23 protein-coding genes and 5 pseudogenes are annotated in these 23,148 nt (G+C 67.9%); 11 read left to right on the top strand and 17 right to left on the bottom strand.

The window, feature by feature from the left end:
- Nucleotides 1-96: 96 nt before the first annotated feature.
- Both ACFV2X_RS23370 and ACFV2X_RS23365 read right to left on the bottom strand, forming a co-directional pair.
- Nucleotides 97-951 (bottom strand): alpha/beta hydrolase, encoded by an 855-nt coding sequence (locus ACFV2X_RS23370; RefSeq protein WP_385619478.1) that lies wholly within the window; start codon nt 949-951, stop codon nt 97-99.
- Complete coding sequence (locus ACFV2X_RS23365; RefSeq protein ID WP_385619476.1) at nt 948-2,174, bottom strand: amidohydrolase family protein; 1,227 nt, start codon at nt 2,172-2,174, stop codon at nt 948-950. Before ACFV2X_RS23365 ends, ACFV2X_RS23370 begins: the two co-directional genes overlap by 4 nt.
- Before the next feature lie 86 nt (nt 2,175-2,260).
- Here ACFV2X_RS23365 and ACFV2X_RS23360 point away from each other — a divergent pair, with 86 nt between their 5' ends.
- The 3 genes from ACFV2X_RS23360 to ACFV2X_RS23350 all read left to right on the top strand — a co-directional run bounded on the left by ACFV2X_RS23360 (nt 2,261) and on the right by ACFV2X_RS23350 (nt 5,499).
- Nucleotides 2,261-2,863 (top strand): TetR/AcrR family transcriptional regulator, encoded by a 603-nt coding sequence (locus ACFV2X_RS23360; protein WP_385619474.1) that lies wholly within the window; start codon nt 2,261-2,263, stop codon nt 2,861-2,863.
- 706 nt (nt 2,864-3,569) lie between these two features.
- Nucleotides 3,570-4,880 carry an NAD(P)/FAD-dependent oxidoreductase gene (locus tag ACFV2X_RS23355; protein ID WP_385619472.1) on the top strand — a complete coding sequence of 437 codons (1,311 nt, stop codon included), beginning with the start codon at nt 3,570-3,572 and terminating at the stop codon, nt 4,878-4,880.
- Nucleotides 4,881-5,238: 358 nt separating this feature from the next.
- The gene (locus ACFV2X_RS23350) at nt 5,239-5,499 is read left to right on the top strand and encodes a hypothetical protein (protein WP_385619470.1); all 261 of its coding nucleotides are present in this window, start codon (nt 5,239-5,241) and stop codon (nt 5,497-5,499) included.
- A 26-nt stretch (nt 5,500-5,525) separates the two neighbouring features.
- Here ACFV2X_RS23350 and ACFV2X_RS23345 read toward each other — a convergent pair whose 3' ends face one another.
- The 7 genes and pseudogenes from ACFV2X_RS23345 to ACFV2X_RS23315 form a co-directional block, all read right to left on the bottom strand.
- Nucleotides 5,526-6,782, bottom strand: a complete 1,257-nt coding sequence (locus ACFV2X_RS23345) for a PucR family transcriptional regulator (RefSeq protein WP_385619467.1) — start codon at nt 6,780-6,782, stop codon at nt 5,526-5,528.
- Nucleotides 6,783-6,983: 201 nt separating this feature from the next.
- On the bottom strand, nt 6,984-7,268 hold the full coding sequence (locus ACFV2X_RS23340; protein ID WP_385619465.1) for an integrase core domain-containing protein: 285 nt from the start codon (nt 7,266-7,268) through the stop codon (nt 6,984-6,986).
- A gap of 123 nt (nt 7,269-7,391) precedes the next feature.
- On the bottom strand, nt 7,392-8,051 hold the full coding sequence (locus ACFV2X_RS23335) for an IS3 family transposase (protein ID WP_385619462.1): 660 nt from the start codon (nt 8,049-8,051) through the stop codon (nt 7,392-7,394).
- A 53-nt stretch (nt 8,052-8,104) separates the two neighbouring features.
- Nucleotides 8,105-8,617, bottom strand: a pseudogene (locus tag ACFV2X_RS23330) (transposase); the annotation flags it as partial.
- Nucleotides 8,618-8,811: 194 nt separating this feature from the next.
- Nucleotides 8,812-9,726, bottom strand: coding sequence for a phosphatase PAP2 family protein (locus ACFV2X_RS23325; RefSeq protein ID WP_385619460.1), 915 nt, complete (start codon nt 9,724-9,726; stop codon nt 8,812-8,814).
- 94 nt (nt 9,727-9,820) lie between these two features.
- Complete coding sequence (locus ACFV2X_RS23320) at nt 9,821-10,777, bottom strand: hypothetical protein (RefSeq protein WP_385619458.1); 957 nt, start codon at nt 10,775-10,777, stop codon at nt 9,821-9,823.
- The gene (locus ACFV2X_RS23315) at nt 10,774-11,115 is read right to left on the bottom strand and encodes a PadR family transcriptional regulator (RefSeq protein ID WP_063731093.1); all 342 of its coding nucleotides are present in this window, start codon (nt 11,113-11,115) and stop codon (nt 10,774-10,776) included. The genes ACFV2X_RS23320 and ACFV2X_RS23315 overlap by 4 nt, the downstream gene beginning before the upstream one ends.
- 664 nt (nt 11,116-11,779) lie before the next feature.
- Between ACFV2X_RS23315 and ACFV2X_RS23310 the strand changes: the two genes are divergently transcribed.
- Together ACFV2X_RS23310 and ACFV2X_RS23305 are read left to right on the top strand one after the other, a co-directional pair.
- Nucleotides 11,780-12,313 (top strand): hypothetical protein, encoded by a 534-nt coding sequence (locus tag ACFV2X_RS23310; RefSeq protein WP_385619455.1) that lies wholly within the window; start codon nt 11,780-11,782, stop codon nt 12,311-12,313.
- Nucleotides 12,314-12,342: 29 nt separating this feature from the next.
- The gene (locus ACFV2X_RS23305; protein ID WP_385619453.1) at nt 12,343-12,783 is read left to right on the top strand and encodes a hypothetical protein; all 441 of its coding nucleotides are present in this window, start codon (nt 12,343-12,345) and stop codon (nt 12,781-12,783) included.
- 663 nt (nt 12,784-13,446) lie between these two features.
- On the opposite strand, the pseudogene ACFV2X_RS23300 reads toward ACFV2X_RS23305, so the two are convergent.
- Nucleotides 13,447-14,203 (bottom strand): annotated as a pseudogene (locus ACFV2X_RS23300) (integrase core domain-containing protein).
- Here ACFV2X_RS23300 and ACFV2X_RS23295 point away from each other — a divergent pair.
- Complete coding sequence (locus ACFV2X_RS23295; RefSeq protein WP_385619522.1) at nt 14,144-14,437, top strand: hypothetical protein; 294 nt, start codon at nt 14,144-14,146, stop codon at nt 14,435-14,437. The pseudogene ACFV2X_RS23300 and the gene ACFV2X_RS23295 sit on opposite strands and share 60 nt — an antisense overlap.
- 66 nt (nt 14,438-14,503) lie before the next feature.
- Here ACFV2X_RS23295 and ACFV2X_RS23290 read toward each other — a convergent pair whose 3' ends face one another.
- Nucleotides 14,504-14,812, bottom strand: coding sequence for a hypothetical protein (locus ACFV2X_RS23290; RefSeq protein WP_385619451.1), 309 nt, complete (start codon nt 14,810-14,812; stop codon nt 14,504-14,506).
- 18 nt (nt 14,813-14,830) lie between these two features.
- On the opposite strand from ACFV2X_RS23290, the gene ACFV2X_RS23285 reads away from it, so the two are divergent.
- Entirely contained in the window at nt 14,831-14,992 is a 162-nt protein-coding gene (locus ACFV2X_RS23285) for a GMC oxidoreductase (protein ID WP_385619449.1), read from the top strand.
- Between the two features lie 140 nt (nt 14,993-15,132).
- Here ACFV2X_RS23285 and ACFV2X_RS23280 read toward each other — a convergent pair whose 3' ends face one another.
- Entirely contained in the window at nt 15,133-16,140 is a 1,008-nt protein-coding gene (locus ACFV2X_RS23280) for a glycoside hydrolase family 3 N-terminal domain-containing protein (RefSeq protein WP_385619446.1), read from the bottom strand.
- Nucleotides 16,141-16,195: 55 nt separating this feature from the next.
- Nucleotides 16,196-16,957 carry a DeoR/GlpR family DNA-binding transcription regulator gene (locus ACFV2X_RS23275; protein ID WP_385619444.1) on the bottom strand — a complete coding sequence of 254 codons (762 nt, stop codon included), beginning with the start codon at nt 16,955-16,957 and terminating at the stop codon, nt 16,196-16,198.
- Between the two features lie 251 nt (nt 16,958-17,208).
- Here ACFV2X_RS23275 and ACFV2X_RS23270 point away from each other — a divergent pair, with 251 nt between their 5' ends.
- The gene (locus ACFV2X_RS23270; RefSeq protein ID WP_385619443.1) at nt 17,209-17,466 is read left to right on the top strand and encodes a hypothetical protein; all 258 of its coding nucleotides are present in this window, start codon (nt 17,209-17,211) and stop codon (nt 17,464-17,466) included.
- A 24-nt stretch (nt 17,467-17,490) separates the two neighbouring features.
- Nucleotides 17,491-17,838: a DUF2867 domain-containing protein gene (locus ACFV2X_RS23265; protein ID WP_385619440.1), complete on the top strand. Its 348-nt coding sequence runs from the start codon at nt 17,491-17,493 to the stop codon at nt 17,836-17,838.
- A gap of 35 nt (nt 17,839-17,873) precedes the next feature.
- Here the strand turns inward: ACFV2X_RS23265 and ACFV2X_RS23260 are convergent.
- A pseudogene (locus tag ACFV2X_RS23260) lies at nt 17,874-18,257 on the bottom strand (integrase); the annotation flags it as partial.
- A 215-nt stretch (nt 18,258-18,472) separates the two neighbouring features.
- Between ACFV2X_RS23260 and ACFV2X_RS23255 the strand changes: the two are divergent.
- Nucleotides 18,473-18,860 (top strand): annotated as a pseudogene (locus tag ACFV2X_RS23255) (Fe-S oxidoreductase); the annotation flags it as partial.
- 26 nt (nt 18,861-18,886) lie between these two features.
- Nucleotides 18,887-18,988 (top strand): annotated as a pseudogene (locus ACFV2X_RS23250) (IS5/IS1182 family transposase); the annotation flags it as partial.
- A 29-nt stretch (nt 18,989-19,017) separates the two neighbouring features.
- On the opposite strand, the gene ACFV2X_RS23245 reads toward ACFV2X_RS23250, so the two are convergent.
- Genes ACFV2X_RS23245 through ACFV2X_RS23235 form a run of 3 tightly spaced genes read right to left on the bottom strand, consistent with a single transcriptional unit; the run spans nt 19,018 to nt 23,116 of the window.
- Nucleotides 19,018-20,805 (bottom strand): thiamine pyrophosphate-binding protein, encoded by a 1,788-nt coding sequence (locus tag ACFV2X_RS23245; protein WP_385619437.1) that lies wholly within the window; start codon nt 20,803-20,805, stop codon nt 19,018-19,020.
- Between the two features lie 38 nt (nt 20,806-20,843).
- Nucleotides 20,844-21,512, bottom strand: coding sequence for a ThuA domain-containing protein (locus ACFV2X_RS23240; RefSeq protein WP_385619434.1), 669 nt, complete (start codon nt 21,510-21,512; stop codon nt 20,844-20,846).
- 2 nt (nt 21,513-21,514) lie between these two features.
- Complete coding sequence (locus tag ACFV2X_RS23235) at nt 21,515-23,116, bottom strand: APC family permease (protein WP_385619432.1); 1,602 nt, start codon at nt 23,114-23,116, stop codon at nt 21,515-21,517.
- Nucleotides 23,117-23,148 lie beyond the last annotated feature (32 nt).

Here is a 23,148-nt window from a genome sequence, read left to right as displayed (position 1 = left end):
GGGTGCGGCGAGTGGTGCCAGGCACTCGGGGCGGCGGCACTGGCCAGGAGCGCCGCCGCCCAGCGCGGCGGTCAGGCAGAGCCGCGGCGTCCGGGCTTACTGGGCACGGCAGGTCCTGAGGTAGCTGAGGAACGATGCCTGCAGCCCAGTCACGTGCGTTTCGTGCATGAGTGCGCTGGTGACGGATCCGCTGCGTGAGGTGAGGCGGTGAAGGAACGTGGCCGTGTTCTTCGTGAGATTCTGGTAGACCGCCAGGTCCCCGAGGATCTCTCGGTCGTTGAAGGTCACGTGAAGCTTGGTGGCGGGCAGGGTGTCACCCATTGCTTGAAGACGAGCGAAGACCTGACTGTCTGCATTGACAATGCCGGGGCTGCCCGCGCCGATGCTCTCGAAGAAGGTGCTCTTGGTGAGCCAGGCGTAGAGGCTGAAGAGTCCGCCGTAGGAATAGCCGAAGAGGCCGTGACCGCTCGGGGCTGTGCCGTAGTCGCGTTCGATCCGCGGGTGCAGGTCGTCGGTAAGGAAGTTCAGGAACATGTCCCCGCGGCTGTCGCTCAATTCAGCGAGGTAGGCGTCGGCTTGCTCGCGAGTCATCCTGCCCGTTTCGACCCCCATCTCCACCGCATCGATGTACTCCTTCGCGATGGGTTCGCCGGGGGGCACGAGGTCGCGGTTGCGCAACCGGTCCCAGTGCTCTGCTTCCTCGCCTGCGTAACCCACGCTGACTTGGACGTAGGGCTGAATCGACTGCATGGGGTCCAGTTGCGTGACGATGAGTGGGGCGGTCATGCCCACGGCCCAGTTGCCGTCGAGCACGTACACCACAGGCGCTTGCGCCGCGGCAGGGTCGTAGCCCGGTGGCGTGGTGACCCAGACGCCGTAGTCGTGCCCACTGCTGGAGCGCATCTCGAAGTAGTCGGTGTGGGGGAGGCAGCCCTGCCACATGGTGCTCATCTGAGGTCCTTTACGATTCGGCCGGCCTGGATCACGAGGACGGCGTTGGTGGGGTCGGAGAACAGTTCTGGGTCTTCGAGCGGGTTGCCGTTCCACAGAACGAGGTCTGCCTGCGCGCCGGGAGTGATGACACCCACCTGGCCGGACAGGCCGAGGATCTCGGCGTTGGTCCGGGTCGCCGCCACGAGCGCTTCCATCGGCGTCTCGAGGGCTGCGCGCAGGCTGAGTTCTTTGCCGCGACGGTCCTGGGCCGGACCGATGAGATCGGAACCCAGCCCGATCCGTACTCCCGCGTGCTTGGCGACAGCGAGCGCCTGCGTCATCTGCTCGCGTACGCCCTTGGCTCGGTCGCGGGTCGACTCGGCGAGACCGGCTCCGGCGGTGTCGTGCAGCAGTTGCTCGACGACAGCGAACGTGGGCACGAGGGCAACCTCGCGAGCGGCCATCAGGGTCGCTGTGGATTCGTCGAGGCTGGTGCCGTGCTCGACACAGCGCACCCCGGCCTCGACCGCATTTCGTATGCCCTCGCTGTTGTGGGCGTGGACTGTCACATAGGTGTTCCGTGCCGCAGCTTCTTGAACTGCGACAGCGATCTCTTCGACGGTGAACTGGGTGTCGCTCAGTCGATCATGTGCGCCCACCACTCCGCCGGTCACGCAGAGCTTCAGGAAGGAGGCTCCGCGACGGAAGGCTTCGCGGACGTTGTGCCGCAGCTCGTCCGCGTTGCCCGCCATCATGGAGAGGGCGCACAGGCCCGCGATGTGGTGGCTGCTCCACAGCTCGGTGGGTTCCCATTCGGCTCCGTAGTAGCCGTGCCCACCGATCTGGCACTGAACAGGTCCGCACGACAGGACGCGCGGCCCTCTGACCTTGCCCTTCGCGATCGCGGTGACGACACCGCCGTCGATCCCGCCGGTGTCGCGAACGGTGGTGAAGCCGGCGTCGAGCGCCGCGCCGGCCGTGGCGAAGATGTCCGCCGCGATCTCGGCGGCGCTTATCCGAAACGAGAAGTGCGGCTGGATCGGGCTCGACAGGCCCAGGTGGACGTGAGCGTCGATCAGGCCGGGCGTCATCGTCAATCCCTCGGCATCGAGACGCTCGCCGTGCGCGCTGGAGGCCCCGAGTCGGGTGATGCGGCCGTTCTCGATAGTGATGTCGACGTTGCTGGGATCGCGCCCTGATCCGTCGATGACCGCCGCGCCGACTACATGAGCAGGTCCCATAGCCGATCCTCCGCCGTTGCGAGCTGACTGCGACCATGTGCGAAGCAACACGGAACCGCCAATCTGTCTTTTCCAATGGATAAACTGTGGGAGTGATCCTGTCAACCTCGGAACGCAAGGGCAGCGCGCGCGAGCGACTCCTGGCACGGCTTCTCGACGCCTTCGGTGACGCCCTTCCCCCGCCGGAGATGTCGCTCCGTGAGATCGCCGCCCGGATCGAGACCAGCCACGCCCTGTTGCGATACCACTTCGGATCACTCTCGGGCGTCTTGGCCGCCATGCTCACGGCGCAGCGATCCCGTGACAACGAGGCACTTTTGGAGGCCGCCCAGCAGGGCACCTTCGACGATTTCGTCGTGGCGATCTGGCGTACTTACACCCGGCCAGAGCAGCTGTCGCGTGCCCGCGGCTTCTTCTACGTCGTCGGACTGGCCGCGTACGGCCCCGAGGACTTCCGTGAGTTCGTGGAGTCGATCGGCGACCTGACCGTGATGCTGTCCTCACTCGCGGAACGCGAAGGGCTCGACACGAAGGAAGCGCGGGATGTGGCCACCGTCACCGTTGCCGCGATTCGCGGCCTCCTCTTGCAGGAAGTCCTGACTCCCGGAACCCGCTCGGAGGACGCGGTCACCTTGATCCTGCGCATGAGAGAGGACCGATCCGTTCCACGATCACGTCCGGAACTTTAAGCAGGCCCTCGGCCCTTGCCGCCGCCTCACCTGATCCCTCGGACCCTGTCTGCGAACGCGCTGACAAGCAGCCTCGACCATTGGTTGCTTCACCTTTCCACGTGCTAACCGAATGTTCGGTTTACGCGAAGGGAGGGCTGCTCGTCATAGCTGCGGGGGGGGCAGTATGTGCGACGAGGACCGTGCTTCGCGACTGCTCGGAATTGACATGCTGGACGTGGGTGAGGCCAGCGCACAACCACATGACCATGACGGCGGGCATGATCAACAACCCTGGGATGGCGCACGGTGGCTACATCTTCCTGCTGGCAGAGTCGGTCTTCGCGCACGCCTGCAACAGCCACGGCCCCGTAGCTGTCGCGTCCGGAGCTGACCTCACCTTTGTGGCCCTGGCTATGGCGGGGATGTCCTCACGGCGACCGCCGAGGAGCGCGCGGCTTGGCTCTCGAACCATCCGAGGTCGCCGCGGGATACGACCTCACCAGCCAGTCCTTTCCCGCCTCTGCCAGGCTCATGGTGGGTTCTGACAGCTGAGCATCGGGGCACACGCCCGCGACAACTGTTGGGTACGACGACAGAAAGTGGCGACAACAGTCGCCGGAACATGGCCCCTGAGCTGAGTAATGTGCGGACAACGGGCGGAGCGGCGACCCTCCGCGCCGCCAACGGAACCGTCTGGTCCGGCAACGAGAAGGTGGGTTGGAACATGGCGGAGAGCACAGACGCTGTCGTCGTCGGGGCCGGGGCAATCGGATCCTCTATCGCTCTCGAACTGGTGCGGAGCGGTCTGCGGGTCGTCGTGGTCGACAAGTTCGGCGGCGCAGGCAACGGCTCCACCAGCGCCTCGAGCGCCGTGGTCCGCTTCACCTATCCCACGATCGCGGGCGTCAAAGCTGCTTGGGAGTCCCGTCACTGCTGGGAAGCATGGCGCGACCATCTCCAAGCACCCGCCAGTGAACCCCTCGCAGCGTTCAACCGCTGCGGCGTCACCATGCTGGACGTGGACTTCGCACCCTGCGGCATGTTCACGCGACACTTCGACAACGTCGGCGTCCCGTACGAGGAATGGGGTGCACGAGAGCTGTCCGAGCGGTTGCCCGCCTTGGACACCGGCCGGTATTTCCCGCCCCGCCCGGTGGATGACGACGAGTTCTTCGCCGACGCGTCCGCTCGGCTCGGTGCTCTCCACACACCCGACGGAGGCTTTGTCGACGACCCGCAACTCGCCGCGCACAACCTTGCTACGGCGGCCCAGCGGCACGGAGCCACCTTCCGCTGGAAGACCGAGGTCACCGCGGTGATGCGGCGCGGGGGACGCGTGCGCGGGGTGCGCCTCAAGGATGGAACCGAACTGTCCGCCGGGGTGGTCGTCAACTCGGCCGGCCCATGGTCGGGACAGCTGAACCGGCTCGCTGAAGTGGGCGGCGACTTCACCGTCGGTCTGCGGCCGCTTCGCCAGGAGGTGCACCACGTAGCGGCGCCCGCCGGCTACCACGACGCCGGCGGCGACGGGCACGCACCGGTGCTGGTCGATATGGACCTCGGCACGTATATACGGCCCGAGGGCGCGGAGTTCCTGCTCGTCGGCGGCACGGAACCCGAGTGCGACCCGCTGGAATGGCTCGACGATCCGGACGACGGGAGTCCCACTCCGACCGTGTCGCAGTTCAGGACGCAGGTGACGCGGGCGGCTCGCCGACTGCCCGGCCTGCGCGTTCCCAACAAGCCTCGTGGTGTGGCAGGCGTATACGACGTGACCGACGACTGGACCCCCGTATACGACCGAACCGAACTTGCCGGCTTCTACGTAGCCATCGGCACCAGCGGCAATCAGTTCAAGAACGCCCCTCTGGTAGGCCGCCTCATGACCACCCTGATCCACGGTGTCGAAGGCGGGCACGACCACGACCGGAGTGCGCTCACGCACACCTGCGAACACACCGGCCAAACCATCGACCTCGGTGCGTTCTCACGCCGACGTCGGCCGGCCCCATCCACGGGCACAGTCCTCGGCTGACGCCGGCCGCTGAGCCGGGTTCCCCGTCGAAGAGGATGGCTCGTACCCGGCGGTCGACCACCTGTGCAAACCTGGCGAGCCGGAGCTGAGCAACCCCACGCACTGTGCGAAGCTCACATCAGCGTCACCAGCGACGTCTTCGACGAGCTGGCGGATCCTGCTCGCCGTTGCCGCCCCGAAAGCGTCAACAGCAGTTCTCTTCTCTGCTGGAGTCAACGACCGGTGTGGTGGGGGTGTCGCCTGTCCCCGGTCGCGGTCCGGGCCGCCGGGGGCCGGTCGGGCGCGCTCGCGGCCATCCGGCAGCGCATCAGCCGCCTGACGGGCGAGAAAGCACACCCAGCTGAAGGAGCCCACCTGCATGGACCACTACATCGTCTCGGCCGACCTGGTGCCGGGTAACCGGTCAACGTTTCTGCGCATCATGGCGACTTTGCACAGCCGCAACGCCGACATCCACGAGGTGAGCTTCCGGCGCAGCCCCGCAGGCACGTTCGTCGTCAGCGCCGTAGTATGCGCGGATCCCGCGCGCCTTGACCATCTCGTTGCGGCACTGGGCAGGCTCGTACACGTCACGGGGGTGACGGCACGGCGAACGCCGCAGGTTCTGCGGCAACCGTAGCAACGTTGCCTAGCTGCTGCCCGTGCTCAGAACACCACGTCCGGCGCTTTCATCGATGTCGGCAAGCCGGGGTGCAACTCTGCCATCTTCAGGCCGAGGTGCGCGGCCAGTCGCTCATCGCCGACGTCCAGTTGCAGTCCAGTGAGCTGCTCAACGCGATGCAGCCGTTTGTAGAGTGTGGAGCGGTGGATATGTAGGGCGGTGGCGGCATCCTGGGCATCGCCGGCGTGATCGAGATACACCCGCAGGGTTTCAACCAGCCCACGGTGCACGGGGTTCAAAAGCAGGGAGCGCAGCCCCGGGTGGATGCCCTCGGCAAGCTCGTCGGGGGTGAGCTTGCCCAATAGCGCGTACACGCCCAGCTGTGTATGAGCCACCACTTGACCCAGGGTGCCCGTGGTGCGGGCGACCTCGGCAGCGCGGCGGGCTTCCTCGTAGGACGAGTGGGCCTCCGTGAGGCGTGGGCGTGGCCCGCCTATGCCTACCCAGCAGAGGGCGGCCCGTCCCAGGCCGAGTTCTGCGACCAGCTTTTCGCGCAGCACCTCGGCAAGCTCGGCGGCATTGCGCTCGATGACCTGGGAACGTGCCCCAGGCCAGATCGTCAGCAGAAGCGCGTGATCCGGACGAGTCAGGGCCAATCCGTGCGAGGGGGGAAGCCGTCGTCGACAGCGGTCGACGGCGAGTTCCAGGGCCAGACGGCGTTCTTCAGCCAGAGGCTCGCCCTCTTCGCGCGCCACCATGGCTACCAGGACGGTGACCGGGCCGGCCACGGCGTGTTCCTCCTCGACGAGCGCGGCACCCGCCTCCGTCCGGAGTGCCTGGTCCGGGGCGATCAGGTCGCGGACCAGCTCCCTGGCGTGGCTGCGAGTCACTTCGATGCCAAGGTAGCCGCGGTGCAGGACCAGGGCGGCTTGCGCAGCCGCCTCGCGCAGCAACTCGACGGCCCGGTCGCCGATAGGGCCATCGGAGCCGATCAGCCATACGTAGCCGAGCAGGGCATCGTCGTAGCGGATCGGCATGCCGACCCGTTCCATCGTGATGCCGATCTGGGGGCACGGCGGAAGAGTGAAGACATCGGAAGCCTGGGCAGCGCCCTGCTCGCGGACGTGCGCGACCAGCGCGGTCGACACACCACGGTGCATGACCGATTCGATCCGGGCGTCGTCCACGTCGCCAGTGTGCGCGTTGTACGCGAGCAGCTTGAGTCGCGTGTCGTCGATGGCGATCGACCGACCAAGGCGGGCACCGAACGCGTCGACAAGTCGCTGCAGCTCCGAAACCATCTCGGCACTGTATAGGGGGCATGAACTTTCCACAGATCGACATACGGCGCCAGCCATCCATCAGGGACGCGACATACGAAGCGGGGCATCAGGACCGCGTGTTCCTAAAGTCTCGAACGACAGCACGCCGATCGGTGGAGGCGGGCCCCGTATCGATTCAGATTCTCTGCACATCCCGTGAGCTGTGGCTTTGCCGGGTGATCAGCCTGCTCGGTGGTACTGATTGATGAGGCCCGCGACGGCTTGTCGGCGCTGGATCCGAGCTGCGGGCAGCGGGATGACATTGGGGTCGTCGAGAGGCGCGAGCTGGTTCCGGCCCTGGTGCGGCCGATGAGTATTGAAGTGCCTCGCGTAGTCGTGGAGGATCTTCTCGGCATGGCCCCGATCAAAGATCAGGAGCCGGTCGGTGCATTCTTCGCGGACCGAGCGCACGAACCGCTCGGCGTGCGGGTTGCAGTTGGGGCTCCGCGGAGGGATCTTGGTCACGGTGATGTCCTCGCTGGCGAAGACGGCGTCGAAAGCTGCGGTGATTTTCGCGTCCCGGTCACGGATCCGGTGGGTGAAGTCGCCAGCATGCTGGCCGAGTTGCCATATGAGCTGTCGAGCCTGCTACGTGGCCCAGACGGCGGTGGGGTGGGCGGTGACACCCAGGATATGCACCGTGCGGGTGCGTACCTCCATAACGAACAGAACGTACAGCCGCCGCAGGCTGATGGTGTCGACGTGGAAGAGATCGGTAGCAAGCAGGCCATGGGCCTGGGCCTTGAGGAAGGCGGCCCATTCGCCGCGCACCGGATGCCGCCGCGGGGCTGGGCCAAGGCCAGCGGCACGCAGGGTCCGGCGGACGCTGGCCTGACTGACGCTGTGTCCCAGGCGACGGAGTTCGCCGTGGACTCGCCGGAAGCCCCATCGTGGGTTCTCGGCGCCGAGCCGGATGATCAGGTCGCGCAGTTCCTCGGGCATAGGCGGGCGTCCCGGCGAGGCGGGTTGCCTCCACTTGTCCTTGATCAGACGCTGGTGCCAGGCCAGGAGGGTGCGCGGGGAGACGATGCGATGCTGGCGCAACGCCCGCGGCAGGAGCCGGGCCAGGGCGGCGGGCAGCGCCCGGTCGGGCCATGTGGGCTTGGGAGCGGCGACCTGCCGACGCAGGACCGCGACCTCGTGCCGCAAGATCAGTATCTCGGCCTCCTTGGCCACGGAGGTTCGGGACAGCAGAACCAGCCACGTGAAGATCCGCGTGGCGATCAGGTAGACCACTCGTACAAGCACAACCTCCGATGGTGCCGGATCGGCCCTACAGGCATCGCCTCAGGTCGGAGAGCGTGCAGCAATTCTGAAGCGGTACGCGCGTAGTCCGGGTCGCGTGAGGTTTTCCAGGTCTTTATGCGTTGAAACGAGACGCCCTCCTCGCGGAGGAGGAGCCGTAGGCCCTCGTGGCTGATGTCGTCGACCACCCCCTCGGCGACCAGGAAGTCGGCCAGCTTGGCCAGGCTCCAGGTCGAGAACGGCAGGCCGTGCTCGGCAGGCTTGGACTTGACGATCTTCTTGATCTCCCGGCGTTCCGGGAGGGTGAAGGTCTTGGGCCGGCCGCCTTTGTACTTGGGGTAGAGCGAGTCGAAGCCGTCGGTATTGAAGTTGTGGATCACGTCCCGGATCCGGTCCACACTGGTGAACGTCACCTCGGCGATCTTCGCAACGGGCATGCCCTGCGCCGATAACAGCACCATCTGGGCCCGCCGCCAGGTCACCACGGAACCGGTGCCTCTGCGGATGATCCGCGGCAACCGCCTGCCCTCGTCGTCATCGATCTCCCGGACCCGCACGCGTTCAGCCACGTGATCATTCTGGCCGTCCGGTGCCGCCCGGTTGCCGCGCCGGGCGACACCGGCTTGTTGACCGGAGTACGGGACGACACACAGGGCGGGAGTGCATCCCCGCTCGGGCGTCGACGGCTTCTACGACTGGGCGGTGGCGTCGGACCGCCGCTTTGCCAGGATGCGCCGGTTCCCGCCCGGAGCCGGCCGGGTGGTCAGTCCAGTGCGGGGCGTGTGCGGCGTGCGGTGTGTGCGGGCCGCCCGACTGCGGCGTACCAGACCAGGGTCGCACATATGAAGGCCGTCGCCGCGGAGACCAGTGACCTTGTGAGGGTGTCGTTCCGTGCGCCGGAAACGAGGGCGACGGCCAGTGCCAGCGTCAGGGTGATGACGGGCAGCGCACGGGAGCTCCGCGTGGCGCCTGGCGCGGCGGCTGGCGGCAGCAGCCAGGTCGCGAGGCCGTAACAGGCACAGGCCAACAGTGTGGCTCCCAGCACTTCGCTGGGCCGGTGGCCGCCCATGGTCGCGCTGGCGGCGGCGATGCAGGCGAGCCACAGCACACCGGCCGTGGCGACGTAGGGGCGGATGCGGGGGGAAACCACGAGGACGGCGGCGAGGGTCAGCGCGGCGGGGATGGCCGAGTGCCCGCTGGGGAAACCCTGATCAAGGAGATTCTCGGGCGCGCCCACCAGATCGGGGCGGGGCAGGATGGTCGATTTGAGCACATCGTTGCCTCCGGCCGTGAGAATGACGACCCCGAGCGCCGCGCACCCCTGCCGCCAGCACCGCCGCACCAGGGTGAGGACCACGATGACGGCCAGGCCCGCCATCAGGGTGGGCTTGGCACTCAATTCCAGCGGCGGCAGGGGCGTCGAGCCGTAGGCCGCTCCTGACAGGGGGTAGATCCATGCTTCTTCGCCGCCCTGTTTACCGAGATAAAACCAGGGGTTCTCAGCTCGTTGCCCCCACGGGGTGCAGATGGCGAGCAGGTAGACCGTCAGGAACCCCAGGGTGTACAGCAGAGCCGGCATCCACGGCCGTGTCGTACGCGACGGGCTGGGGTCGTCGGGGGTCTGCCTTGAGGCCCCCGGACGGTGCGCGGGTAGGGACGGGGAATCGTGCTGAGTCATCGTTCTGTTTCTTCCGTTGGGGGGAGTTCGGTCATGCACGTCTTGCGGCACGACGTGAGCCGCCGGGCTCGGTCGGCCCACCGGGGGTCCGCTCCTATTCGGCGAGCGCCCGGTTCTCCCGGCGCTGGGCGGTGATCGCCAGGACCGGGAGGGGTGCGATCAGGAGAAGGAGGACGACCAGGTCCGGAAAGGACTGCATGAACGCGTCCGGCTGGACGACGATCGCCTGCGTGCGGATGAACGCGACCGCCGCGACGGGGATCAGCCACCGGTAGTCGCCGGTGGCGGCCGTCGCCACCCACGCGGCGATCAGCGCCGCGACTTCGAGGACGAACAAGCCGCGTTGGAAGGCCGGACTGACGGAGATGATGTGCAGGCCCCCGGCCACGAACATGGCGAGCACGACGGGGGCCAGCCAGCGGTACGAGCGGCGTCGCAGACGGCTGGGACGGCAGAGCGCCAGCACGGCGCACGCGGCGCACAGTGCCCCCGAGAGCACCAGGTCACGGGCCGTTATCGGGGCGCCAAGACCGTAGTAGCCCAGGCCCGCCTTGCCCTCGTCGCCGAAGACGGTGCGGCCGTGGGACGTGGCGCCGGCCCAGATCATGGCTGCCGCGGCCGGCAGCGCGATCCACGGTCTGCCACGCAGCAGAGCGATCAGGCAGCCCAGCGGGAGCAGCCCGTAGGGCAGCAGCCGTATCCGCGTGGGCCCTTCGGCCCACGGGTACCAGCCGGAGAAGCGGAAGGCGATGGCGTGCTGTCCGGGGTCGATGTGCAGTGCCCAGTGCCACACGTCCTGCAAGTACGGAACCAGCGCCAGCGCGGCGACGGTCAGGGCGGCCAGATGGATGCCGTCCAACCACCACGGCCGGGCCGTGTCGTCGACGACGGCGCGGGCACGGGCCTGCACCCCGGCGCGCACCAAGGCGGCAACTTCCCGCGGCGGGGGCCAGGAGCGGCCGGGATACGCCTCGGCCAGGCAGGCCAGCACCTCCTCTCCCTGCCGGGAACGGTAGGGCTCGGGATAGGCCGCAAGCAGCAGGCGATTCATGCCGGGGCTGCTCCGGCATCCCGCGAGTGTCCGATGACGACGGCCGCCGCCTGCTGCATCCGCAGCGCCTCCCGGCCGAGCGCCTCGGTGCCGTCCTCGGTGAGCCGGTAGTAGCGCCGCGCCCGCCCGTCCACGATCTCCTCATGGCCGGCGGCCACCAGCCCGGCCCGCTCCATCCGCTCCAGCGCGCCGTAGAGAGTGCCGACAGCGATCCGGAGCCGCCCGTCGGTGGCCTGCTCGGCAGCCTTGATGATGCCGTAACCGTGCAACGGACCATCCATGAGTGCAGCAAGGATGAAGTACTGCGGTTCCGTCAAGGGCGGATTCTGTCTGGTCATGCATCGAGCATATATCGAGCTACGAAATATATCTGTCAGCCCTGGGTGGTCACCGGCAACACCTCCACGCCCGCGGCTTGTGCACGCTCGGTCAGTGACCAAGTAGCTGTACGGTCCGCAGGTGTTGAGGCATCGAGCCTGGTCAGTCCACTACAACTCGCGGGACCCTGCCGCAGCCTGAGCCGCAGCCCTGGCACCTGCAACTTTCCCCAGAAGAGTGGCAGTTGTGGCTCGACGACCTGGGCGTTCCTGACGGCACGCCGTACCTGTTGTCGCCGCGCTTCGTCTACGACGCGGACCTGAACTCGTACTTCCATCGGGTGAACCTACTGGAGGGCCCGCTGAACAGTCAGATCAACCGGGCGTCGGCCCTCTGCCGGAAGCTGAACTTCCTGCATCAGAGCCGTGGCGGGAAGGACTGGCGGGACGCGACCGAGGCCGATCACACGGCCCACCACTACTGTCGGCGTCTTGATACCCCGCGGGCCGCGAGTCGACGGCGACACGTGGAGCCAGGAGGTCTCCCACGTCCAGCAGTTCTACGTATACGCGAAGAAGAAGTTGTTGGTGCCGGAGGTGCCGATCCCGCAGCGGCCCCGACGCGACGGGAAGGACGAAGAAGGGACGCAGGCGGCGCTCGAAGCCGGACCACACGCCGGAGACAGTGCCAGCCACCTACGCCCACGACACTGGTGGCGAGGTCATCGAGTGGCTGCCCGCCCCGCCTTACCGACGATGGCGGGACGTGGGAGTCCTCGGCTACGACCGCGAGGGCCTGCCCCGGGACAACTTCCGCGGTCGGTGGGCGCCACGCAACGGCACCTTCACCGACTCCACCGTCCGCACCGGCCTGCGGTTGGAAGAGCAGGCCAGTCGTCTGACCACGGAAGTGCCGATCGGTCCCGCCCCGGCCGGCTACAGCAAGTCCTGGCTGCCCAAGGCGATCGCGAAACGGGACTCAGCACGCTGGGTCTATGAGCCGGCCTCGGTTCGGCGGGACTTGACGGCCTACGCGGCCGAGGACCGTCGGTGGGTCATCGAGGAGGCCCGCGATGCAGGCCGCTACCGGAAGATCCGCCGACCGATTGTGATCTTCGATTCGAAGAGGCCGCACCTGGCTCAGTCACGAGCGGCATCAACCGCGGCGAGAAGGTCGACGTCCGGCTCCTTGGCCCGCGCGAGCGTCAGCGGCTGCTGATCGACACCGAACACGGTTTGGAGCCCGCGATGTTCTGGCTCGGCGAGAGAGGGATGCCGCTGTCCTTGTCGACCTGGAAGGACATGTTCACCGACGCCAACCGCCGCTGCGAGGAACAGGGCCTGGACCTTCATGCCCACGCCCACCTGCTAAGACACACATTTGCTGTCATTACCCTCGAACAGCTTCAGCGTGGCCACATCGCCGCACTCGGCGACATGAACCCGGCCCAACGCCTGCACTACCAGCGGATCTTCGGTGACCCCATGGACTGGGTCCGTCGCAGACTCGGACACGCCTCGCAGCTGTCGACCTTGATCTATCTGCACGCTCTGCAGGAATTGGAGATGGAGACCCGCATGGCCCTGGTTCCCGACACCTGGGAGGACCCCCGCGACACCCCGGCTGCGGCCCTGGGCGACGAGAAGCCCCCGCGGGACCTGCCTGGGGAGAAGGAGACGACGTGGTAACCCGCCGGGGCCGGGGCAGCACCGGACCGGGCCGCCGGTCAGCTCTGCCGACCACGGCTTACGAGGCCCCATCGCTCGTTCACGAAGGCGCATCAGGGGGACTCGTCGTCGACTTCCACGGTGAGGACGGCCGACGGTGCACGTTCGATGTCGGCAAGCTGCCGCTGCCCGGGTGGCACCCTCTCCTCGCCGAGGCATTCGCGATGCGGACCGGCCCTGGCGGCGGACTTCGCACTCTCTCTGGAGCCCAGAACAGGTGGTTGCCCCTGCGGCGATGGACGCATTTCCTGGCCTCGCTCGACCCTCAGCCCGTGATGCCGGCGCAACTCACGCGCTATCACGTCAACGCCTTCCATACCCGCACGAACTCTGCGGCGGGCACACGACAGAAGGACATGGCGGAACTGCACGTGTTGTTCGGGCAGGAGAAGATCCGCGACCAGATCCCCACGGAGGCTCGGAACGCGTTCGCAAGGCGCCTGCCCGGGCCCACGACCAGTCCCGAAGGCGGATACTCGGCTAGCGAACTGGACCGACTGACTTCTGCCGCACGGGCGGACACCGCCCGGCTCGTCCGGCGCATCCGTGCCGGCGAGGAGTTGGTACGCCGACAACAGGACGAGCCCGAGGGCATTGCGCGTGCCGATAAATCATCCGCGCAGCTCAGGCGGCGTGCTGGTATTCGTGGAGGGTTCCGCCGAGTCGGTCTCGTCGGCTGACTTCCTGGTGGGCGAGTTGGGCTTGTTGGGTGATGGGTTCGGGTAGTGGGCGGCAGGGGGCGGCTTGTTCCAGGGCTCTGTGTGGGCGGTGTTCGTTGTAGAGGGATTCGTACTCGCGCAGGGCGTGGAGGAGGTGGCTCTGGTTCCAGATCAAGGTCCGGTCCAGGAGTTCCCTGCGGCAGGCCTGTATCCAGCGCTCCATAAGTGAATTCATCCGGGGTATCCGAATGCCGGTGGTGACGATCTTGAGACCGGCATCGGCCATCAGGGCGTCGAAGGCGGCTGTGAACTTCGAGTCGCGGTCTCGGATCAGGAACTTCACCCTGCTGTCTGCGTCATCGAGGTCCATGAGGAGGTTGCGCCCGAGCTGCACGATCCACTCCGCAGTGGGGTGTGCCGTGGCGCCGAGGACCCGGATGCGACGGGTGGAGTGCTCGATGACCGCAAAGACGTACAGGCGTGCCCCCGTCAGCGTGCGGACTTCGAACAGGTCGCAGGCGAGAATGGCCTTGGCCTGGCTGCGGAGGAAGTCGGCCCAGGTGGTGCTCTGCCGTTCGGGTGCGGGTGGGATGCCGTGCTCGCGGAGGATCTCCCAGACCGTGGAGGCGGTGACCGCGTCGCCTGGGTACGCAGGTTGCGGCATGGCGCCGCCTGAGCAGTTCACGATGCCAGTGCAAGATGGTCTCGGGGCGGACCAGCAGCAGATGGTGCCGCCGTCTGTCTTTGGGGAGGTGGTGCAGCAGGCCGGCGAGGACGGCACGGTCGCTGTCGGTGAAGCCCGGCTTGCCGACCTGACGCCGCAGGACCAGCAGCTGCTGCCGGAGTACGAGGATCTCGATGTCCTTGTCTCTGTCGCTCATCGGCAGGAGGCGCAGGAACGCCAGGGCGTTGGTCGCGGCGAGGTAGGCCAGGCGCAGCAGCACGACAGATCATGATGCCGCCCCGGCCCTTTGCGGGTGAAGGCACTTGGGCGAATGACAAGGAGAGCCGAAGATCCGTGATCAGGCTCCCGACCTGCGTGGATGATTTATCGGCACCCGCAGGGCGCCGGGGAACATGTTGTCGCGGGCGAAGGAGAAGGTGATCCGGCTCGCGGCGGCCTGCTGACTCATCACACCGGTGGTGAAGGAGGTGAGGGCGACCAGGAGCAGCAGCTTCGTGCCCACGGTGCCGAGCGAGCTCTGCAGGATCGCCGGGATCGGGTTGGAGTCCGCGCCCGAGAGGATGGAGGCGAGGTCCGGGGCGGCGAGTGCGTAGCCGACGAACGCGAGGAGCGCCGCCACTCCGCCGACGGCCATGGTCAGCTGCATCGCACGGGGAATGCTCGGGTGACCAGGACGGTCCGCAAGGCGGGCTATCCGCTGATCTTCACTCAGCGCATGGGCATCGAGACCAACTCCCATATGTGCGGAACGGCCGTGGCAGGTCATGACCCGGCACAAAGCGTCCTCGATCCGTTCTGCCGCAGCCACGACGTCGAAAACCTCTGAGTGACCGACTCCTCGTTCTTCCCGTCCTCCGCGCCGCTCAATCCGGCCCTGACGATCGGGGCGAACGCGCTGCGCGTCGCCCCTGCTCTCGCGCGGGCGACCAAGGGCGGCTGAACCGCCGGGGGCGTGCCACGGGTCGGTCACCTCGCCGAACGCTGCCGGCCGGCCAGGGCGCGGACGCGTTCGGCCGCGCTGTGAAGGGTGTGGGCGAAGGCGGTGTCGCCTTCGGCGGTCTCGATCAGGGCGGCGGCGACGTCGCCGAGGTGTCCGTCCTCGGGCGCGAGCAGAAGGTGCACACCGGCGCGGATGGCGGCCACCGCGGTCCGGGGGGCGGTGCGCCCCCGGAGGGTGGCGGGGGCATCGAGGTCGTCGCTGACGATCAGGCCGTCGAAGCCCAGGTCCCGAAGGAGCGCGACTGTGGCGGAGGAAGCGAGGGCGGCTTCGTCGCCGTCGAGCCCGGCGACGGGGGCCGGGCCCATCATGACGGCTCGTGTGCCGGCCCGGACGCAGGCGGCGAAGGGGATGAGGGCGCTTTCGGTCCAGCAACCTTCGGGAACGTGTGCCACGTCCAGAGCAGGATCCGCGGTGACCTCTGGAAAGCCGGGGAAGTGCTTGGTGACGGCTGTGACACCTGCGCGCTGCACGCCGGTGACGAAGGCTGCCGCCAGTTCTCCGATACGGGCCGGAGGGAGGTCCAGGGTGCGCCCCCGCAGCCAGGGGTTGTCTCCCGTCAGGCGGTCGCACACAGGGGACAAGAAGGTGTTGACGCCCAGTCGCAGGGCGGCACGGCCCAGTTCGTGGGCGGAACGCTCCACGTCCGCCGGGTCGGTGTCCGGTCCGAAGTCGGGCAGGCCGGGGACGAGACGGTGCAGCCGCTTGGTCCCCCAGGGCTCCTGGTCGACGGCGACGAGCACGCTCGCGCCGGCGATGACGCGCAGCCGTGTGGTGAAGTCGATGAACTGCTGCGGGGTCTCGGTTGTCTGCCGCTCCTCGGTCATGGCACGGGCTACGTACTCGGCGCGGGACTCTCCGATGATCACGGAGCGGGTGCCGGAGGCGAGCAGTGAGGCCAAGGAGTCGGGGATGGTGAATCCGTCGACCGCGGGCAGCAGGACGGCGTGAGCGTCCTGCGTGATGGTGGTGGTCATGTTGGGCAAGTCCTTACTCGGTTCGCGGTGCGGTGCGCCCCGCGCGGTGGCCTCGTCAGACGGTTTTGACGACAGTGCCGCCCTCTTCCAGCCCGGCCACCTCATCGGCGGGCGCCGTCGTGTCGGTGACGAGGGTGTGCAGGAGCGCGGAGGGGCCGACGTGGGCGTGGGCGGTGCGGCCGAGCTTGCTCGCGTCGGCGGCAGCGATGACACGGCGCGTGGAGGCGATGATCGCCTTCTTCACCGCCGCGTCGTCGAGGTCGTAGGCGGTCAGGCCCTCGGCCGCGCTCAAGCCGCAGCAGCCGAGGACCGCGGTGTCGAAGCGCAGCGCCGTAAGGGAGGCGAGGGCGAGGGAGCCGGTCAGGGCGCCTTCGGCGGCGCGGGGCCGTCCGCCCGGCACCATCAGGGTGGTCGGGCTCGGAGAGCCGCCGAGTACGTGAATTGCCTGCAAGGACAGGGGCATCACGGTGACCTGCCGTCCACACAGCAGGCGGGCGACCTCCAGGCAGGTGGTGCCGCTGTCGAGGACGACGGTCTCGCCGTCGGCGATGAGCGAGGACACCTCGGCCGCGATCCGGCGCTTGGCGTCGAGGGCCTCGTGGGCGCGTAGTGCGAAGGGCGGCTCCTCCCCCCTGAGCAGTAGGGTGCGCGCCCCGCCGCGGACGCGTTCGAGGACGCCTTGCGCGGACAGTGTGTCGAGGTCGCGTCGGATCGTCATGTCGGAGGCGCCGGTCAGCTCGGCGAGTTCCTGGACCGTGGCACTGCCCGACTCCTTGACGGCCTGGGCGATCAGCCGGAGACGGTCTGCGTTGCTCATGCCGCGATTGAACACCAGCCACAATTGAACATGCAAGATGTTCGTAAGGCCACTTTCGAACATGCAAAGTGTTTGAACCTATCACCGCCCGCCGCCCCCGGCGAGGTGGAGCGGGTGTGTCCGGGGCCATGCCCTGAGCCGGCCAGGGCTTGAGCCGGCCAAGGCAGGCGAGTACTCCGCGCCGACGGGCCTCGGGCGGCGGGAAGCCGAGCAGTTCGAAGAGGTGGGCGAGGTAGCCGACCCGGCGCTCGGTGATGCGGGCGAGCGCCGCCGCGACCTCGGGGTGGTCGGCGGCGGCGAGCAGCCGCACCTCCAGGTGGCCCTCGGCGGCCGAGGCGGTCGCCCCGCGCAGGAGCGCGCCGAGCCGGGCGGCGGGGTCGGGCTGGGCGGCCTCCATGGCCTGGGTGATCCGCTCGGTGGACAAATCCTCCCAGCGGGCGAGGGCCGCCCGGCCGACCGAGGTACCGGTCCCGGCGAACGCCCGGCTGCTCCACGGCGCTTTCGAGTAACCCGACTTCACCGACGCCTGGCGCATGCCGCTCACCCTTGGCATGCCCCGCGACCCGCGGACCTCGCAGCACATCCTTCCCCTCCCTGAACGGGGCGCCGACGACCACGAGCTGATGCTCGGCGAGGACGCGTCCCACCTGGACTTCCGCGCCTCGGTGCTGTGCGACGACCACTCAGTGACGCTGGCCACCGCGGTACGGCGACACAACACGCGCGGTCGGCTCTACTTCGCGATGGCACACCGCGTCCACCCTTACCTGGCCCGCCACGCGCTCCGCCGGGCGCACCGCCGTATCGCGTTCGCGGCCCGACCCGCCGGGGAGCGGAACGCGCGGGCCGACGTCCAGCTCGGGCGGAGTTCGCGAGTGTGACGCGCCGGAAATCACGAGCAGGAGATGTCCGCGGCTCTGACGTACCCCCAGGTCGGGTTCTCTCGCGCCAAGCGCTGGATGAGCGCGACCGTCTCTTCCGGCAACGGTGGCCGACCGGGGCCGACCGCCATCTGGCGCCACTTCCAGCGCACCAGACGCCGGTGCCAGGTCAGCAGCGTGCCCGGGGTGACCAGCCGATAGCGGCGCAAGGCGGATGGCAGGTGCCGCGCGAGAGCGGAGAGCACGGCGCGATCAGCCCACGAAAACCGCGGCCGCTCGACCTGCCGGCGAAGCACAGCGACCTCATGACGAAGCACGAGGATCTCAGCATGGTTCGCGGCGGTCGACCGGCCCAGCAAGAGTAAGCAGCCCAGTAGTCGAGAGAAGATCAGGTAGAGCAGTCGCAGACCCACAATCATTGATCATGCCCACATGCAGACGACCGCAAAGCCGCAGGTCAACGACCGTACGACAATAAAGACATCCTTCACCGCCCGGAGCTGACCGAGGCCGCGATCGTGGTCTCCGGCGGCCGTGGCGTCAACCGCGCGAAGAACTTCACGGACGTCGTCCCGCGGCTCACCGAGGAGATCAAACCCGCAAGGGCTGAACGTCAGGAAGGCCTTCTCCTGCACAGGACGTGCCCGCAGGCACCCGCACGGACGACGGGAAAGAGCCGCACGCCCACGGTGGCCAGGGAGTTCCTCGGCCACACCCGGATGAACCGGTGGGGTGTCGTCGGTGTCGCTCTTCCAGGCGGGCTGGGTACTGCCGGTCATCGGGCACTGGCTGCCGTACGAGCTATGCGTCGGCCTCGCGATCAGGACTCTGCGGGGGCTGCGGGGGCGCTCTCGTCGGCGTGCCCCACGACAAGGCCGCGTACTTCGCCTCGCGCGATGATCAGGATCGACGCATCCTTCGTGTGGTGATCGTGGTTCTCGCTGAGCCGAGGCACGGAGGTGGCCTGGCACCGCTTCCTCGCCTCCCCGAACATCTGGTTCAAGCGCGACGCCACCGGTGGGGCAACCCCGACGTGCCCGACCTCAATGCCAGCTGCGAAGCCATGATCCACATCGCTTCGATCGACAACCTCGCCAAGCGGGTAACGGACGAGACCATACCCGCCTGGCGAGGGACTGCCAGCATTTAAGGGGTAATTCACCTACATCAAACGCCCTCTCAGAGGTGCTGTTCCGTGGCCCTGGTCCGCTGGTACTCGTCCTGCCGCTCGTCCGTGATGTACGCCGGCACCGGGAAGTCCCACCAGCCGGGCACCCAGGGGCCGGCGGCGTCGCGGTCCGTCGGTACCTCGACCAGGGCGGGCTCCCCCGACTGGACGGCCTTGTGCAGGGTCGGCTCCAGGGACTCGGCGTCGTTGACCTTCCACGACTCGATCCCGAAGGACCGGCCCATGGCGGCGAAGTCGGGACTGTACGGTGAGCCGTCGGGACGGGAGAACTCGACGCCGATGTGCCGTGAGGTCTGCTTGCGCTGGCCGCCGCGGATGGACATGTAACCCGCGTTGTTCTGGACGACGAAGACCACCGGCGCTCCGGCGGTGACGCTCAGGGCGATCTCCTGGGCAGTCATGAGGAAGTCGCCGTCGCCGAGCACGCACACCACGGGGCTCTCCGGCCGGGCCAGTTTCGCGCCAATGGCGGCCGGTACGGCCCAGCCCATGGACGAGAAGCCGCCGGAGGTGAGGTGCGTGCGCGGCGAGTAGACCGGGAAGGTCTGCTTGACCGCGCCCTGGGTGTTGCCCGAACCGGCAACGATGATCGCATCGCGCGGGAGGACGGAGCGCAGGGCGCCCAGCGGGCGCTGCGAGGTGAACGGGAAGCGGTCGCTGTCGCGGCGGCCGGCCAGCTTCTCCTCCCACTGCTCCTTGAGCGCGGCGAGTTCGGCCAGGTACTCGGAGCGGTCCACGCCCTTCGCGGGCAGCGAGTCCACGATCGCGGCGACCGCCCGTTGCGCGTCCGCGACGATGCCGACCTCGGCCGGGTAGTTCTTGCCGATCTCGTGCGGGTCGATGTCGATGTGGATCAGCTTCGCGGGCGGGATGGAGAAGGTGACGCCCTTGGCGTAGCTGGAGGCGGACCAGTCGGTGAAGCGACAGCCGACGGAGACGACGACGTCGGCGGAGCCGGCGATGGCGTTGCCGACGATCGTGCCGGTCTGGCCGACGCTGCCCGCGAACAGTTCGTGGTCCTCGGGGAAAGCACTCTTCCCGTTCCATGTGGTGACGACCGGGATCTTCCACCGCTCGGCGAGAGCGAGGACCTGGTCGGACGCCTCGGAGGTGATCGCACCGCCGCCGACCACGATGACCGGCCGGGTGGCCGCGCGCAGCACGTCGACAGCGCGTTCCACGGCCTCCGGGTCGGGGTGCTGGCGGCCGACGGGGATGCGCCGTTCGAGGTCGTGGAGCTCGACGTGCGCGGCCTCGGCCTGTACGTCCATCGGGACTTCGAGGTGCACCGGGCCCGGACGGCCGGTCAGCATGGAGTTGAAACAGCGGTGCAGGACGAAGGGAAGCTCCTCGACGCGGGTGACCACCCAGTGCCGTTTGCTGACGGCTTCGGCCACCTTGGGGAAGTCGTTGGCCGTGTAGCGGTCGAGTTCCTGGAGCAGGCCGTGGCCGCGCATGTGGGTGGGCGGGCCGCCGGTGATGACGAGGACGCTGGTGGAGTCGGTGAAGGCGGTGCCCATGCCGATGACGGTGTTGCTGGCGCCGGCGCCGATGGAGGTCACCGCGGCCTGCGGGCGGCCGGTGACGCGGTAGTAGCCGTCCGCGAGGTGGACGGCGCTCTGCTCGTGGAAGGTCTGGATGAAGGGGATCTTGGATTCTTCGTCGAGGAAGGCGTCGGTCAGCGACCAGATGCCGTGGCCGGGGATGCCGGCGACGACGTCGACTCCGTAATTGCGCAGGGTCCGCGCGACGATCTGGCCTCCGGTGAGGACAGGCATGATGGTTGCTCCCACTCAGCTCGGTGCGGTTGGTGTGGTCATGCGGCCCGGCGGGCGGCCCAGGCGAAACCCTGGGCGCACAGCCGGGTCACGTCCGGGTTCTGCAGGTCGTCGAGGTCGTGTCCGACCGCGCTGTAGAAGATCCGGCCCCGTCCCCAGGTCCGTGTCCATGCCTGAGGGATGGTCTTGCCCTCCAGCCACGGCAGGTGCTCGCCGGTGAAGGTGCTCTCCGCCAGCACGTGGTTGTTGGGGTCAACCGACATGTAGTACTGCTCGGAGGCGACCCGGAAGTCCTGAACTCCCGCGGTGATCGGATGGTCGGTGTCCGTGATGGTGACCTGGTAGGGGTACTTCACGCCTTCACCGGCAGGGTGCTCGAGGAAGCTGCCCCCGATCAGCCAGTGGTACTTGAGGCTCATCCGGAACGCGGCGGCCGCGCCGTGCCAGGCGGCGATCCCGGTGCCGGCTTCCACCGCTGCGAGGAGACTCGTCTCCTGGGCTGCGGTCAGCCCCTCGGACAGCAGGGCGTTGTTCCAGTTCAGTGCGATGAGGTCGTAGGCGCTGAGATCGGCGTCGAGGGCGAAGATGTCGTTGGTCTCGTCGACGTCGAAGCCCAGGTTCTTGAAGATCGGGAGGGCCCATTCCTCGGCGACCTGGTAGGGCTTGTGCCCAGGCCAGCCTCCGTACAGGTACAGAACGCGGGTCATGCTCAGTTACCTCCGGTCGAGGTTTCGAGGAGTGCGGCGCGGTTGCGCAGGCGCTCGGCCACCTCCAGCGCATCGCCTTCCGGAGCAGTGGACTTTCCCTCCGGCTTGGCCGTCAGCAGGTACGCGAGGCCCACGGCCGAGACGATGAGGAAGCCGATCAGCGCGATCCAGCGGTCCACGAGAGGGGTTCCGGAGTCGCCGGTGGGCCAGGCCAGCAGCACCATCCCGAGGATGCCGTAGATCAGGGCCGCCACGTTGACCACGAATCCCCAGCGGCCCAGGCTCCAGGCTCCGGCGGGGCGCCAGCCCTTGACCCGCATCCGCAACGCGGCCAGTACGACCATCATGAAGGCCGCGTATCCGGCGAGCATCTGGAAGGCCGCGATCCTGTTGAGGGAGTCGGGCGAGTAGTAGACGAACACGAAGATCACCAGCGGAACGACGTTGACGGCCAGGAGCGCGTTCATCGGGACACGGTGCCCGCGGGAGATCTTCGAGAAGATGCGGGCGCCCGGGAACATGTCGTCGCGGGCGAAGGAGAAGACGATACGGCTCGCGGCGGCCTGCTGGCTCATCACACCGGCGATGAAGGAGGTGAGGGTCACCATGAGCACCAGCTTGGTGCCGACGGTGCCGATCGAGCTCTGCAGGATCGACGGGATCGGATTGGAGTCCTTGCCCGAGAGGATCGAGGCGAGGTCGGGGGCGGCGAGCGCGTAGCCGACGAACGCGAGGAGTGCCGCCACGCCGCCGACCGCCACCGTCAGCTGCATCGCCCGCGGGATGCTGCGAGAGGGATTCGGGACCTCCTCGGCGATCTCGCCGCAGGCTTCGAAGCCGTAGAAGAGGAAGAGGCCGACGAGTGAGGCGGCGATGAAGGCCGAGAAGTAGTTGCTGTGGTTGGAGCTGCTGGTCTCGAAGAAGATCGAGACGGAGTTGTGCCGCTCGAAGATCAGGAGGTAGAGGCCGACGAGGACGATGCCGATCAGCTCCGCGGCGAGACCGATCTTCGAGATCAGGGCCAGGGTCCGGGTGCCGAAGCAGTTGCAGATCAGACAGACGATCGTCATGCCGATGGCGATGAACAGGCGCTCGGCCGGGGTGGAGCTGATGCCCGGGTTGTCGGCCGTGCCGGCGAAGAGGCTGGCCACGAAGTCCGAGCTGTAGAGCGCGGTGCTGGTGATGCCGATGGTGATGCAACAGATGTAGGTCCATGCGGTGAACCAGGCATAGCGGCCGTTCCACAAGCGGCGCACCCACTGGTAGAGCCCGCCCGCGAGCGGGAACTGCGAGACGACCTCGCCGAAGACCAGGGCGACCAGGAACTGCCCGATGCCGACGATGCCTATCCAGAAGATGGACGGCCCGCCCGCGGTGGACAGTCCGAGCGAAAAGAGGGCCACGACGCCCACCAGGGGCGAGAGGTAGACGAAGCCGAGGGCGAAGTTCGCCCACAGGCTGACCTTGCGGTCGAACTTCTGCTCATAGCCCAGCGCCGCGAGCAGTTCCGCGTCCTCGGTCGAGGAGGCCGGACCTGTGGTCCCGCCCGGGGGGTTGACGCCGGCGGTTCTCGACGCCTGCGCTTTGTTCTCTGTAGCTGACATGACGATCTCCGTGGGGCTAAGGGAAGGTGCTC

Source organism: Streptomyces sp. NPDC059679, from assembly GCF_042734105.1.
Classification (GTDB): Bacteria; Actinomycetota; Actinomycetes; order Streptomycetales; family Streptomycetaceae; genus Streptomyces.
This window is presented reverse-complemented; position numbering and strand designations above follow the sequence as displayed.